Here is a 14,218-nt window from a genome sequence, read left to right as displayed (position 1 = left end):
ATGTCACTCGACTTCGAAGCACCGAAAACATCGGAACCCGAGGATGTTCCACCGACGGTTCCGGTGGAAGCCCGTAAAGCGTCGGCCCCGTTGTGGAAGCTGCTGCTGCGCGACAGGGTTGCCACCGTCGCTGCCGCGATTCTGGTGCTGGTCTTCCTCACCGCGATCTTCGGCCCCATGTTGGTCGGTGACGCCGCAACCGATCAGGATCTCGACCGCTCGAACCTGCCACCGTTCACCCTCGACACCGGCTGGATGAACATCCTCGGCACGGATCCACTGGGGCGCAGCATGTTCGCCCGGTTGATCGTGGCCAGCAGAACCACACTCTCGGTGGCCATTCCGGCAGTGATCCTCTCGGCGATCATCGGCTCGTTCATCGGTATGTGGGCCGGCTTCCATCGCGGCTGGCGTGAGACAGCGGCGATGCGCGTCGCCGACGTCATTCTCAGCTTCCCGTCCCTGCTGATGGCCGTCGTGGTGCTCTACGTCTTCTCGCCCAGTGCCGCGAACATCGTTCTGGTCCTGACGGTCACGCGCATCCCGATCTACCTCCGTACCGCTCGCGCCGAGTCCGCAGAACTGCAGAGTCGGTTGTTCGTCGATGCCGCCCGTACGTTCGGCGCGAAGAGCGGATCGGTGATCAGACGCCATGTGGCCCCGATTCTGCTGCCGACCCTGCTGACCGTCGCCACTCTCGACTTCTGTTTCGTCATTCTCGCCGAATCGTCGTTGAGCTTCCTGGGCATCGGCATTCAGCCACCGGACGTGTCCTGGGGACTGATGGTCTCGCAGGGCCGCACCTACCTGCAGACCGCCTGGTGGCTCTCGTTCTTCCCCGGCCTGGCCATCGTGTTGACGACCGTCTCGGCCACCGTCCTCGCCGCCTGGGCCCGCATTGCCACCGATCCGGCACAGCGGTGGCGACTCAATGTTCCCCGTTCCAAGCGGTCTCGCCTGATCCCCGCACGAAAGGTCGTCTCATGAGCGCACCGGCAACCGCACCTCGGCGTTCCGATACCGGCAGCGTCGCTCTCGACGTCCGCGGACTGACCGTCGATCTGCGGACGCCGTCGGGTGTCATTCGCGCCGTCGACAACGTCACCTTCAGCGCCCGCCGCGGCGAAACTCTCGCTCTACTGGGTGAATCGGGCTGCGGCAAGTCGATGACGGCACAGGCCATCGTCGGGTTGCTCGAGCCGATCGCCGACATCACCGGCGGCTCGGTGGAGATGGGTGAGGTCGACCTGGTGACTGCCAAGACCAAGGTGCGACGCACCATCGCAGCCACCGAACTGGCCATCGTCTTCCAGGATGCGCTGACGGCACTCAATCCCGTCTACACCGTGGGAACGCAACTGGCCGAACCGTTTCGGATCCACCGCGGCATGACGGCCAAACAGGCGCGAGTCGAAGCGATCGCACTGATGGCCCGAGTGGGTATCCCCGAGCCCGAATCACGCGCCGACTCCTACCCGCACCAGTTCTCCGGAGGCATGCGGCAGCGCCTGCTGATCGCGATGGCAGTTGCCCTGAGTCCGTCGGTACTGCTGGCCGACGAACCGACCACCGCCCTCGATGTCACCGTGCAGGCGCAGATCATGGCGCTGCTCAAAGAATTGCGCACCGAGCACGACATGGCCGTCGTACTCATCACCCACGACCTCGCTCTGGTGGCCGAAGAGGCCGACCGTGTCGCAATCATGTACGCGGGCAACGTCGTCGAAACCGGGTTGGTTTCGGAGGTGTTCGGATCGCCGCGCCACCCCTACACCAAGGGTCTGCTCGACTCGGTACCCGTGCACGCCGTCCGCGGCGAGGATCTCAAATCCATCGGCGGCACCCCTCCGGATCTGCACTCGATCCCCGACGGATGCGTCTACCAAGCCCGCTGCCCTCTTGCCCGCGACATCTGCATCAGCAGTCGACCGCCACTCGAATCCGTCGACACCGGCCGGTTGTCGGCGTGCCACTTCCCGAACGAGGTATCGCGCAATGTCTGAGCAACTGTTGACCGTTCGCGGACTGAACAAGACCTTCGACGTCGGCCGCGGGAAGCTACGCGCCCTGGACTCCATCGACCTCGACCTGCGGCGCGGCGAAACCCTCGGCCTGGTGGGCGAATCCGGCTGCGGCAAGTCCACTCTTGCGCGCACCCTGATGATGCTCGAACGACCGGACTCGGGCACCGTCACCTTCGACGGCACCGATCCGTTCGCGCTACGCGGCAAGGAACTCCTCGCGTGGCGTCGACGCGTACAGATGGTGTTCCAGGATCCGTACGGTTCACTGAATTCACGCATGACTGCCGGTGACATCATCGGTGAGCCCTGGCGAACCCACAAGGGCCTGTACAAGACTCGACGTGATCGTTCGGCACGGGTCCGTGAGCTGCTGCACCTGGTGGGTCTACGACCGAGCGACGAGAACCGATTCCCACAGGAGTTCTCCGGTGGTCAGCGGCAGCGCCTCGGCATCGCGCGAGCTCTGGCGCTGAACCCCGACGTGATCATCTGCGACGAGCCGGTGTCGGCGCTCGATCTCTCGGTTCAGGCGCAGGTGCTCAACCTGCTCAACGATCTGCAGAAACAGCTCGGCATCTCCTATGTGTTCATCTCGCACGATCTCTCGGTCGTTCGGCACGTCGCCGACCGAGTCGCGGTGATGTACCTGGGCCGCATCGTCGAATCAGGCGCTACGGAGGCAGTATTCGATCGGCCCGCCCACCCCTACACCGCAGCGTTGATGTCGGCCGCACCCACACTCGACGCGTCGACCCGCGGGACGAAGATCCTGCTGAAAGGCGAGGTGCCGTCGCCACTGAATCCGCCGTCGGGATGCCGTTTCCGTACTCGCTGCTGGAAGGCGACCGACCTGTGCGCGAGCGACGCACCACCCGTCGCGCACGACGCCGACGAGGCCGATCATGTTGCCGAATGCCATTATCCGCTCGTGGCGGGGAATCTCGGTCTCGTCGCCGCCGGGACGTGATGGCGACAGATCTGAGCGTCACTGGATTCGTCGTCGTCGCGCTGGCCATCTTCTTCGCGTCGGCGATGCAGGCGTCCATCGGATTCGGCATGGGCATGCTCGCTGCGCCGATCGTGGCCATCGTGGACCCCGGCCTCATTCCGGCGACGCTGATCATGCTCGCCGTCGTCGTCAGTGTGCTCGTACTGGTTCGTGATCGCACTGCCCTCGACCTTTCGGGCGCGGGCTGGGCGCTGGCCGGTCGCCTACCCGGGTCGGCGGTGGGCGCACTGCTCCTCGTCCTGTTGCCCGAACGCGGCCTGGCCATTCTGCTCGCACTGGTGGTGTTGGGCGGCGTCGCATTGACATCTTTCGGCTGGAAGCCGTTGCCGCACAAACGAAACCTCGTGGTCGCCGGGGCTGCGTCGGGGGTTCTGGGAACCGCCACCTCCATCGGCGGGCCACCGATGGCCCTGGTGTGGCAGGGCAACTCCGGAGCCGAACTCCGCAGCACGATGAGTTGCTTTTTCCTCGTCGGCTCGATCATCTCCATCGCGGTGTTAGCGGTGGCCGGAGCGGTGAACAGCCACACCGCCACGCTGTTCGCGTTCCTGGCCCCGGCGACTGTTCTGGGGTTCCTGCTCTCTCGTGTGATCAACCGAGTTCTCGATCGTCGACGCCTACGTATCACTGCGATCACCGTCTCGGCCGTCGGGGCGATCGTGCTCGTCGTTCAGCAAGTACTTGCCCTGACGTGAGGGAAGCATCACGTGTTGCATCGGCTCCACTGGGTAACCGCATTCGATGACTACCACCACGCGCGCGCTGATCGTCGGTGCCACCGGTATCTCCGGGCAGGCCCTGTGCCACGCCGCACTCGATGCAGGCTGGACCACCTACGGACTGAGTCGCAGCGGAAGTACCCCCGTCGACGGCGTCGTGCCGGTGGCCGCGGATCTGCTCGACGTGACCTCGCTGGAGCAGGCGCTGAACGACGTCCGACCCGAGGTCGTGTTCTTCACGGCGTGGATGAAGAAGGACTCCGAGCAGGAGAACATCGAGGTCAACTCGGCGACCCTACGCAACGTGCTGAACGTTCTCGGCCCCCTCGATTCGGTGAAGCACGTCGCTCTCATGACCGGCCTCAAGCACTACCTCGGGCCGTTCGATGCCTACGGCGAGGCCGTCATGGCCGAGACGCCGTTCCACGAGACCGAGGACCGCCTCGACACTCCGAACTTCTACTACGCGCAAGAGGACGAACTGTTCGCCGGTGCCGAGAAGTCCGGATTCGGGTGGAGCGTGCACCGCGCACACACCATCTCGGGATTCGCGGTCGGCAACGCAATGAACATGATGCTGACGCTGTCCGTGTACGCATCGATCTGCAAGGAGCTGGGCGAGAAGTTCGTCTTCCCCGGTTCCGAAACGCAGTGGAACGGGCTCACCGACCTCACCGACGCCGACCTGCTCGCCGAGCAGATGGTCTGGGCCGCAACCGATGACAATGCGCACAACGAAGCCTTCAACATCGCCAACGGTGACGTCTTCCGGTGGCGCTGGCTGTGGCCGCAGTTCGCCGAGATGTTCGGCGTCGAGCCCGAGGGCTTCGACACCGAGCCGCGTCCCCTCGAACCCCGCATGTCCGACGCGGCCGCCGCGTGGAAGCGCATCGCCGAGAAGCACGATCTGGTGGAGAGCGACGTCTCCCGCCTGGCGTCGTGGTGGCACACCGACGGTGACCTCGGCCGCGACATGGAATGCCTGACGGACATGAACAAGTCCAAGAAGGCCGGCTTCCTGGGCTTTCGATCCACGCCCGATGCCATCGCCTCGGTGATTCAGCGTTACCGAGATGCGCGTCTGATTCCCTAGAGCGGCTCCGCCGCATGTGCGCGGAACTTCGTAGTGGGCTACGAAGTTCCGCTCACATGGCGGTGTTGCCCTCGGTCAGATCCCGCACCTCGGCGTAGCGCTCTCGCACCGCCGGCGTGGGGTCTGCCTCGTAGGTCTTCGACGCCGCCTGTGCCCAGGTCGGAGGCTCGCTGGTTCCGGCCAACGTCCAGGCCGCCTGGCGCGCCGCACCGTCGGCGACGTATTCACCGGGCTCGGGTGCGGCCACCGGTACCCCCAGAACTGCCGGGGCCAAGGCCCGCAGTGCGGCGGACTTGGCACCGCCGCCGATGAGCAGCACACGCCGCACGTCCACGCCCTGTGCACGCAGGTAGTCGATACCGTCGGCCAAACCGCACAGCAGTCCTTCGACGGCAGCGCGCGCGAGATGGCCCGGCGTCGAATTGCTCAGTCGCAGTCCATGAATCGCACCGGACGCATGGGGGAGATTGGGCGTCCGCTCGCCTTCGAAGTACGGCACCATCACCACACCGTCGCTCGTCGTCGACAGAGCCAACCGCGACAACTCGTCGTGATCGACGCCCAGCATCCGCGCCGTCGCATCGAGGACGCGAGCAGCGTTGAGCGTGCACACCAACGGCAGTTGACGCCCGGTGGCGTCGGCGAATCCGGCGACCAGGCCCGAACCGTCGGCGGCTGCGGCGGTTGTCACCGCCGAGACGACGCCCGACGTGCCGATCGAGACCACCACATCACCGGACTGCGCATCGAGGGCAAGCGCAGCAGCGGCATTGTCGCCGGTACCCGGGCCGATCAGCGCGCCGGCGGCAGTGCGGCCTATCGCCTCGTTCGGCGCTGCCACACGAGGCAGCAGTGGGTTGCGGCCACGAAAACCCAGCTGCAACAGATCCGTTCGATACTCGTTCGTGGCCGCCGAGAAGTATCCGGTGCCACTCGCGTCACCGCGATCGGTGGCCAAGGCGTCGAGCCCCGACGCGCCACCGAGCTGCCAACCGATCCAGTCGTGCGGAAGGCACACCGCCGCAGTGCGATCGGCGTTGTCGGGCTCGTTGTCGGCGAGCCAGCGCAGCTTGGCGACAGTGATCGAGGCCAACGGGACCACGCCGACTGCGTCGGCCCAAGCCTGACCGCCGTCGCCACCGGTCTTCTCGCCGAGCTCCGCGATCAGATCTTCTGCCGCCTGGGCCGACCGAGTATCGTTCCACAGCAATGCTTTACGGACCACGGATCCGTTGTCGTCGAGGCAGACCATGCCGTGTTGTTGAGCGCCGACCGACACCGCAGCGACATCGTCCAGCCCTCCGGCGGCATCGACGGCCTCGTCGAGTGCTTCCTTCCACCGCTGCGGATCGATTTCGGTGCCGTCGGGATGACCGGCACGGCCGTGACGCACCAACTCCCCTGTGTCGGCATTGCGAACGAAAACCTTGCACGATTGGGTGGAAGAGTCGATTCCGGCAACGAGAGCCACGATGAGCTGGTCCTTTCGTACGCAAGTGTGACCTACGACCCTACCCGCGGGGCGTGGTCGCCTCGGTCACCAACGTGCGCGCACAGGCGATGGCCTGCGGGGTGGTGTCGAAGACGTGTCGAGCGTCGTCGTCCTTCGTGGTGAACACGCCCAGGGCCGCGAGGGGACGCAAGTGCTCGGGCTTGGCACCGGAGATGAGGACGGTGATGTGACGGTGTTCGAGTTCGGTGATGGTGTCCTTGAGAACGATGGCCCCGGTGGCATCGATCGTGGTGACTCGGGACATGCGCAGGATCACCACCTTCACGTCCGAGACGTCGGCGAGTTCGAGCAGGAAGCTGTGCGCCGCACCGAAGAACAGCGCACCGTCGATGCGGTACGCGACGATGTGTTCCCGAAGCAGGTCGCCTTCCTCCGCCGAGACCGCATCCAGTGTGTTCAAGGGGACCTGCTCGACCGTGGCCGATCGCGCAACGGCCCGTAGAGCAAGGACGGCAGCGAACCCGACGCCGACCGCCACCGCCGTCACGAGATCGAAGACCACCGTGACGAGGAAGGTCGCCGCCATCACCATGGTGTCCCCGCGACCGGCGCGGGTGATCGCCCGGATCGACGCGGTCTCGACCATCCGCACCGTGGTTGCGAGCAGCACTCCGGCCAAGGCTGCGAGCGGGATATCGGCGACCAACCCGGCCGCGGAGTACATGATGACAGCGAGGATCACCGCGTGGGTGAGGGCCGCGAGCCTGGTGCGGGCACCGGATCGAACGTTGACTGCCGTCCGGGCGATGGCACCCGTGGCGGGGATGCCACCGAACAGGGGCGCGGCGATGTTCGCAAGGCCCTGCCCGAACAGCTCCCGGTCGGGGTTGTGTCGTGCGCCGACGCCCATCGAGTCCGCGGCCGTGGCGGACAACAACGATTCCAAGGCAGCCAGCGCGGCGACGGCACACGCCGGGGCCAGCAACGCCGTCACGTCACCCAGGTGGAAGAAGGCCAGGCTCGGGGCGGACAGCGACGACGGAATGGTGCCGATGCGGGCGATGTCCAGATCGAACAGCTGGGTGGCCACGGTAGCGGCAGCAACCGCGACCAACGAGAACGGGATCTTCGGTGCCAGGCGGCCGCCGACGAGCATGACGATCGCGACGGCGATCGCCACAGCGGGGGTGAGGATGCTCGCATGCGCGACGAACGAACGGACAGCATCGAACGCGGACTGCCACACCTTGTCACCTTCCGCGTCCGTGATACCCAGCGCCGACGGAACCTGTTGCAGTGCAATGACAACGGCAATACCCGCGGTGAAACCTTCGATGACGGGCGCGGGCATGTACCGCACTGCCCTACCGATGCCTGCTACCGCGAGCACCAACAGAATGACCCCGGCCAGGAGGCCGACCGCGAGCACTCCCGTCGGCCCGTATTCGGCGACGATCGGGACCAGCACCACCGTCATGGCACCGGTCGGCCCCGATACCTGAAACCGTGATCCACCGAATACCGCGGCGACGACTCCCGCGATGATCGCCGTGGTCAGTCCCGCCGCTGCACCCAACCCGGTGCTGACGCCGAATCCGAGGGCCAGGGGCAACGCGACCAGTGCCACGATGAGGCCTGCCAACAGATCCGAACCGGGTGCGTGCAGCGCGGGCTTCCACTCGCTCCACCGGGGGAGAAGGGCGGTGACCGCCCTCAGGGCGTCGCTCGTGCGGGTGCGTTTCGTCGGTTCGGACATGCGACGCTTCCTGAAAACTCATCGTTCCTGATCCAGTTGATTGCTAAGTTTAGCAAGTAATGAATCAGATGCGACGAGATGCTGCACACCATCCTCGAACATCAGGTCAGGTGCGCGGTCCGGACTCGCCGTCCAGCAGTTCCACCTGGTTGGCCACCACTCCGGTCAATATCTCCCGGGCCACCACCAGAAGATCCGCCACTTTCGGCGACGTCAGCGTGTACGACACCGACAATCCCTCCCGAGTGCCCTCGATGAGACCCGCGCGGCGCAGAATAGACAGCTGCTGAGACAGATTCGCCGGCTCGATGCCCACCTCGGGCAGCATCTCGGACACTGCGTGTTCGCGTTCGCTCAACAGCTCCAGCACTCGAATGCGCGCTGGGTGGGCCAACGTCTTGAAGAAGTCGGCCTTCATTCTGTACAGCGGTCGACTCGAATCCGTGGCCATGACGTCCTTCCGCTTCGCCGAGCACTGCGCAGCAGGCTACTTGCGAACACTAGCAATCAGCCGTCGAGAAGGACGATCTCCGTGGCCCCTGCCGAAACTCCGCTACCTTCACTGGCATGCGCGGAGAACCCGAGGAATCCACCGACTTCAGGCTGACCGTGGCCACCGCGGCCCTGGATCTGTTCTCGGTCAAGGGCTACGACTCGACGACGGTGGACGACATCGCGGTGGCGGCCGGAATCTCGCGTCGGACGTTCTTTCGGCAGTTCCGCGCCAAGGAAGACGTCGTCTTCGCCGATCACGAGATTCTGCTCGAGCAGGTCGGCGCTCTGCTCGCGGCCGACACCGGCGACCCATGGCAGGCCGTCTGCGATGCCGCGCAGCTGGTGTACGAGCGATTCTCGGACTGGAAAGAGATGTCGCGGCTGCGATATCAGGTGGTGCATCGAATTCCCGCCTTGCGCGATCGCGAGATCGTCACCGTGTTCCGCTACGACCGTCTCTTCGTCGAATACCTGCAGCGGGCGCTGCCCGACCACCCTCATCTGGAGATCCTGCAGTTCTCCGCCTCGGTGACCGCGACCCACAACTACTTTCTACGACGGATGATTCGCGACGGGCTGCCCACGTCCGTCACCGACCTGCGCGCAGCGTTGGCGCAGGTCCGCGCCCAGTCCTCGGGAGACGTCGTGGTCGCGACATTCCCGCGGGGCACGTCCGTGGACACCGTCGCCGACGCGTTGGCCCGTCATCTCCCCGAGTGACCCCCACCCGAGATGGCACTCAGTGCCGTCTCGACGAGCCCCACCCTTGAATCGGGGCTGGCACGGTCGTACACTGGGGTGAAGCTTGGCACTGAGTGCCCCTTCTGGGCAGTGCTGTACCCCCGACATCGCGAGGAGCGTGGCCGACATGGCCGGAAATCCCGACTTCGATCTCTACCAGTCACCCGAGGAGCACGAGGAGCTGCGCGCAGCGATCCGAGCCCTGTCGGAGAAGGAGATCGCCCCGTACGCCAAGGAGGTCGACGAGGACTCGCGCTTCCCGCAGGAGGCGCTCGATGCCCTCAACGCTTCCGGCTTCAACGCCGTTCACGTCCCCGAGGAGTACGACGGTCAGGGTGCCGACTCGGTTGCCGCCTGCATCGTCATCGAAGAGGTCGCCCGTGTCTGCGGCTCGTCCTCGCTGATCCCCGCGGTCAACAAGCTGGGCACGATGGGCCTCATCCTCAAGGGCTCCGAGGAGCTCAAGAAGCAGGTCCTGCCCTCGCTCGCAGGCGGCGCGATGGCGTCGTACGCACTGTCCGAGCGTGAGGCCGGCTCCGATGCCGCCAGTATGCGCACCCGCGCGAAGGCCGACGGTGACGACTGGATCCTCAACGGCTCCAAGTGTTGGATCACCAACGGCGGCAAGTCCGACTGGTACACCGTCATGGCCGTCACCGATCCCGACAAGGGTGCCAACGGCATCAGCTCGTTCATCGTGCACAAGGACGACGAAGGATTCGTCGTCGGCCCCAAGGAGAAGAAGCTCGGCATCAAGGGTTCGCCCACTGCAGAGCTCTACTTCGAGAACTGCAAGATCCCCGGAGACCGCATCATCGGTGAGCCCGGCACCGGATTCAAGACCGCGCTCGAAACTCTCGACCACACCCGGCCCACCATCGGCGCACAGGCCGTCGGCCTCGCTCAGGGCGCTCTCGACGCGGCGATCGCATACACCAAGGACCGCAAGCAGTTCGGCACGTCGATCTCGAGCTTCCAGGCCGTGCAGTTCATGCTCGCCGACATGGCGATGAAGGTCGAAGCTGCTCGCCTGATGGTCTACAGCTCCGCAGCACGCGCCGAGCGCGGCGAGAAGAACCTCGGGTTCATTTCCGCCGCAGCGAAGTGCTTTGCGTCCGATGTGGCCATGGAGGTCACGACCGACGCCGTGCAGCTCTTCGGCGGTGCCGGCTACACCACCGACTTCCCGGTCGAGCGCATGATGCGCGACGCCAAGATCACCCAGATCTACGAAGGCACCAACCAGATTCAGCGTGTCGTCATGTCGCGGGCACTGCTCAAATGAGCGCGATCGAACTCGTAGGCGTTATCGGTGGCGGCACCATGGGTGCCGGCATCGCCGAGATGTGTGCTCGCTCCGGCAGTTCCGTACTGATCCTGGAAACCAGCCAGGCCACCGCCGACGCAGCCGAGGCCCGCCTGGACAAGTCCTTCGCACGGGCCGTCAAGTCCGGCCGCATCGAAGCCGGCGCGGCCGAGAAAGCCCGCGCCGCAATCTCGTTGACGCTCGATATCAGTGATTTCGCGGATCGCGACCTCGTGATCGAGGCGGCACCGGAGATCGAATCACTCAAGCTGGATCTGTTCGGCAAGCTCGATTCCATCGTCAAACCCGAGGGAATCCTGGCGACGAACACCTCGTCGATCCCCGTCATCAAGATGGCCAACGCGACGAAGCGGCCCGGCCAGGTCGTCGGAGTGCACTTCTTCAACCCGGTGCCGGTGCTACCGCTGGTGGAGATCGTCGTCAGCCTCCTCACCAGCGAAGAGACCGTCGATGCGGTCACCGACTACGCGGCGAACACCCTGGGCAAGAAGACGATTCGCGCGGGCGACCGTGCGGGATTCATCGTCAACGCGCTGCTCATCCCCTACATGGTCTCGGCCATCCGGATGCTCGAGTCCGGCTTCGCCAGCGCCGAGGACATCGACGACGGCATGGTGAACGGTTGCGCCCACCCCATGGGACCGTTGCGTCTGACCGACACCGTCGGCCTCGACGTCACCCTCGCGGTCGCAGAGTCGCTCTACGCCGAATTCCGCGAGCCGCATTACGCTCCGCCACCGCTGCTGCAGCGCATGGTGGACGCGGGAATGTTGGGTCGCAAGAGCGGCAAGGGTTTCTACACGTACTCCTAGCCCGCGGCCTTACCTTCCCGGCACGCCCCCCTCCGGATCAATGCGGCATTCGGCTACTCCACGTAGCTGAATGTCGCATTCATCCGTTGGCGGGCATGGCGTGAGCCAGGGATACGGCGTGAGCCAGGGAGAGACCCGACTCAGTTTGTTTGCGGACGACTTCGGGCATTCGGCGTGGAGACGGAATCGAGCAGCAGGTTCCCCACGCAATGAATACCAGGTTCGGAGACGACCCCATCGTGAGTGATCAGTACACCTTCACCAATCCCGTCACGCAGTACCGCCAAGACGGATTCCCTGAGCAGCACCAGGATCCGCCCGGTCTCGCTGCCGATCTACAACCACTGGCCGACCACGGCGAGCAGACGTACCGCGGGTCCGGACGCCTGACCGGCCGTAAGGCCTTGGTCACCGGTGCCGACTCCGGCATCGGGCGCGCGGCAGCCATCGCCATTGCCCGCGAGGGTGCCGACGTAGTCCTCAACTATCTGCCGTCGGAGGAGAAGGACGCTCAGGACGTCGCCCAGTTGGTTCGCGACGCCGGTCGCACCGCCGTCCTGGCCCCGGCAGATCTCACCGACGAGAAAGCTGCCCGCGCTCTGGTGCACACCGCCGTCGACGAGCTCGGCGGCCTGGACCTGCTGATCAACGTGGCAGGCAAGCAGCAGTTCGTCGAAGATCTGGCGGACCTGTCCTCTGAGCAGTTCGACCAGACCTTCAAAACCAATGTGTACGCACTGTTCTGGATCATTCAGGAAGCGGTGCCGCACATGCCTGCCGGCTCGACGATCGTGAACACCAGCTCCATCCAGGCGTACACCCCCTCGCCCGGTCTGGTGGATTACGCGACGACGAAGATGGCCATCAACACCATCAGCAAGGCTCTCGCGCAGCAGTTGGCACCGAAGGGGATTCGGGTCAATGTCGTTGCACCGGGCCCATTCTGGACTCCGCTGCAGGCCGCGGGCGGACAGCCGACGTCGGCACTGCCGGAATTCGGCAAGGAAACCCCACTGGGCCGAGCAGGTCAGCCGGCCGAGATCGCGGGCGCGTACGTGTACCTGTCTTCCGCGGAATCGGGATACGTCACCGGAGACACCCTCAACGTCAACGGCGGAATGCCGACGCCGTAGTCGGGTCCGCTCTGCGTGAATGGACCATTCACACCCGTCCGGGCTCGTGAATGGTCCATTCACGCATTCGGGAAACGTCAGTCCTTCGGGCCACCGGCTGCGTAGACGACCTGGCCCGAGATGAATCCGGCACCCTCACTGACGAAGAACGACGCCAGGTGGGCGATGTCGTCGGGATGTCCGACGCGATTGACCGGAATCTGCGACGCCGCAGCAGCTTTGAAGTCGTCGAACGACATTCCGACCCGCTCGGCGGTGGCTGCCGTCATCTCGGTTTCGATGAATCCGGGGGCGATGGCGTTGGCGGTGACGCCGAACTTTCCGAGCTCGATGGCGAGGGTCTTGGTGAATCCCTGCATTCCGGCCTTGGCCGCGGAGTAGTTCGCCTGACCGCGGTTACCCAGGGCCGAGGTGCTCGACAGGTTCACGATGCGACCCCACTTGGCGTCGATCATGTGCTTCTGCACTGCACGCGTCATGAGGAACGAGCCGCGCAGGTGCACGCCGAGCACGGAATCCCAGTCCTGCACCGTCATCTTGAACAGCAGGTTGTCGCGGGTGATGCCTGCGTTGTTGATCAGTACGGTCGGCGCACCGAACTCGCCGGCGATGCGGTCGACTGCAGTCTGGACCGACTCCTCGTCGGCCACGTTCGCGCCGATGGCCACGGCCTGCCCGCCTGCGGACTCGATCGCGCCGACGGTGTCGCTGCACGCGGCCTCGTCGAGGTCCACCACCGCGACGCCGAAACCGTCCTTGGCCAGCCGCTTCGCGACCGCAGCGCCGATTCCACGCGCACTACCGGTGACTATGGCCGTCTTGATCTGATCGCTCACGAATATCTCCTGACACAACGCCGAATCGAATTATCTGTCATCTGTTTCTACCAACCCCGGCGGCGCAGTCAGTACGCAGCCACCGCTCCGTCGAGTGCTTTCTGCATTCCCTCTGCCACCACCCGGGTGATGTCGATCGGTTTCTGGGGCAGATCGGTGATGGGCGTATCGAAGTAGACGCTCGCCTGCTTCACTTTCGCCGAGCCGGGGCCGTAACTCAGTCCGATGCAGATCAACGTCGGCTCGACGCCGAGTTTGCGGGCCCGCATCGCGATGTGGCCGATTCCGCTGCCGACGTGTTGCACCGTCGTCGGGTCCTCTAGGTTGCAGGTGCCTTCCGGGAACACTGCGAGGTCGTCGCCGCGCTTCATTCTTTCGGCACTGATGTCCATCATGCGGTTGCCTGCCGCACTGACTGCCCGCATCCCGTGATTCTTGCCGCGGAAGACGGGAATGCCGCCCATCATGTCGATTCGCTTGCGCTGCTTGGGTTCCTGGAACAATTCGTCCTTCGCCAACACTCTGGTGCGCCCGATCACCGGACGCAGCGGCGACGCCCAGGCCGCCGCTGCGAGGGTGTACGGATCACTCTCGGTGAGGTGATTGACCGCGATGAGCAGACGGGTGTTGTCGTACACCAGACGCCGCAGCTCCTCCCGGGCACCGTCGGAATACGACACCCGCGGGCGGAAGCGCCGGGCGAGGGCGGCATACGCCAGCCTCGCAACCTGACGATTCTGCTGATGCCGCAGATAGAAGTCGTACACCGTCTCGTCGTTCTCGAGAATTACCGCAGGCCGATCCATGACGCGAGCTTAGC

The 14,218-nt window shown here is 65.0% G+C and carries 14 protein-coding genes; 9 read left to right on the top strand and 5 right to left on the bottom strand.

Annotated features, from left to right (window positions below; genetic code table 11):
• From QM588_RS02620 to QM588_RS02600, 5 genes are read left to right on the top strand one after another with little or no spacing between them, the layout of a single operon-like run.
• Entirely contained in the window at window positions 1-987 is a 987-nt protein-coding gene (locus QM588_RS02620) for an ABC transporter permease (RefSeq protein WP_283311267.1), read from the top strand.
• Window positions 984-2,003, top strand: coding sequence for an ABC transporter ATP-binding protein (locus QM588_RS02615; protein WP_283311266.1), 1,020 nt, complete (start codon window positions 984-986; stop codon window positions 2,001-2,003). Before QM588_RS02620 ends, QM588_RS02615 begins: the two co-directional genes overlap by 4 nt.
• Window positions 1,996-2,991: an ABC transporter ATP-binding protein gene (locus QM588_RS02610; protein WP_283311265.1), complete on the top strand. Its 996-nt coding sequence runs from the start codon at window positions 1,996-1,998 to the stop codon at window positions 2,989-2,991. Before QM588_RS02615 ends, QM588_RS02610 begins: the two co-directional genes overlap by 8 nt.
• The gene (locus QM588_RS02605; protein WP_442972852.1) at window positions 2,991-3,728 is read left to right on the top strand and encodes a sulfite exporter TauE/SafE family protein; all 738 of its coding nucleotides are present in this window, start codon (window positions 2,991-2,993) and stop codon (window positions 3,726-3,728) included. The genes QM588_RS02610 and QM588_RS02605 overlap by 1 nt, the downstream gene beginning before the upstream one ends.
• A 46-nt stretch (window positions 3,729-3,774) precedes the next feature.
• Complete coding sequence (locus QM588_RS02600) at window positions 3,775-4,845, top strand: SDR family oxidoreductase (RefSeq protein WP_283311264.1); 1,071 nt, start codon at window positions 3,775-3,777, stop codon at window positions 4,843-4,845.
• A gap of 52 nt (window positions 4,846-4,897) precedes the next feature.
• Here QM588_RS02600 and QM588_RS02595 read toward each other — a convergent pair whose 3' ends face one another.
• The 3 genes from QM588_RS02595 to QM588_RS02585 all read right to left on the bottom strand — a co-directional run bounded on the left by QM588_RS02595 (window position 4,898) and on the right by QM588_RS02585 (window position 8,505).
• Window positions 4,898-6,316, bottom strand: coding sequence for a xylulokinase (locus QM588_RS02595; protein ID WP_283311263.1), 1,419 nt, complete (start codon window positions 6,314-6,316; stop codon window positions 4,898-4,900).
• A gap of 40 nt (window positions 6,317-6,356) precedes the next feature.
• Window positions 6,357-8,054: a SulP family inorganic anion transporter gene (locus QM588_RS02590; protein ID WP_283311262.1), complete on the bottom strand. Its 1,698-nt coding sequence runs from the start codon at window positions 8,052-8,054 to the stop codon at window positions 6,357-6,359.
• 106 nt (window positions 8,055-8,160) lie between these two features.
• Window positions 8,161-8,505: an ArsR/SmtB family transcription factor gene (locus QM588_RS02585; RefSeq protein ID WP_283311261.1), complete on the bottom strand. Its 345-nt coding sequence runs from the start codon at window positions 8,503-8,505 to the stop codon at window positions 8,161-8,163.
• A 116-nt stretch (window positions 8,506-8,621) separates the two neighbouring features.
• On the opposite strand from QM588_RS02585, the gene QM588_RS02580 reads away from it, so the two are divergent.
• The 4 genes from QM588_RS02580 to QM588_RS02565 all read left to right on the top strand — a co-directional run bounded on the left by QM588_RS02580 (window position 8,622) and on the right by QM588_RS02565 (window position 12,562).
• Window positions 8,622-9,269, top strand: coding sequence for a TetR family transcriptional regulator (locus QM588_RS02580; RefSeq protein ID WP_283311259.1), 648 nt, complete (start codon window positions 8,622-8,624; stop codon window positions 9,267-9,269).
• Window positions 9,270-9,417: 148 nt separating this feature from the next.
• On the top strand, window positions 9,418-10,575 hold the full coding sequence (locus QM588_RS02575) for an acyl-CoA dehydrogenase (protein WP_027495295.1): 1,158 nt from the start codon (window positions 9,418-9,420) through the stop codon (window positions 10,573-10,575).
• A gap of 5 nt (window positions 10,576-10,580) precedes the next feature.
• A complete protein-coding gene (locus QM588_RS02570) occupies window positions 10,581-11,429 on the top strand; it encodes a 3-hydroxybutyryl-CoA dehydrogenase (RefSeq protein ID WP_283311794.1) in 849 nt (282 codons plus the stop codon).
• A gap of 209 nt (window positions 11,430-11,638) precedes the next feature.
• Window positions 11,639-12,562 carry a glucose 1-dehydrogenase gene (locus QM588_RS02565; protein WP_283311257.1) on the top strand — a complete coding sequence of 308 codons (924 nt, stop codon included), beginning with the start codon at window positions 11,639-11,641 and terminating at the stop codon, window positions 12,560-12,562.
• 77 nt (window positions 12,563-12,639) lie between these two features.
• On the opposite strand, the gene QM588_RS02560 is transcribed toward QM588_RS02565, so the two are convergent.
• The gene (locus QM588_RS02560; RefSeq protein ID WP_283311255.1) at window positions 12,640-13,398 is read right to left on the bottom strand and encodes an SDR family oxidoreductase; all 759 of its coding nucleotides are present in this window, start codon (window positions 13,396-13,398) and stop codon (window positions 12,640-12,642) included.
• A gap of 68 nt (window positions 13,399-13,466) precedes the next feature.
• Window positions 13,467-14,204, bottom strand: a complete 738-nt coding sequence (locus QM588_RS02555) for a lysophospholipid acyltransferase family protein (RefSeq protein WP_283311254.1) — start codon at window positions 14,202-14,204, stop codon at window positions 13,467-13,469.
• Between the last annotated feature and the right edge of the window lie 14 nt (window positions 14,205-14,218).

It is taken from the genome of Rhodococcus sp. IEGM 1354 (assembly GCF_030056855.1).
Classification (GTDB): Bacteria; Actinomycetota; Actinomycetes; order Mycobacteriales; family Mycobacteriaceae; genus Rhodococcoides.
This window is presented reverse-complemented; position numbering and strand designations above follow the sequence as displayed.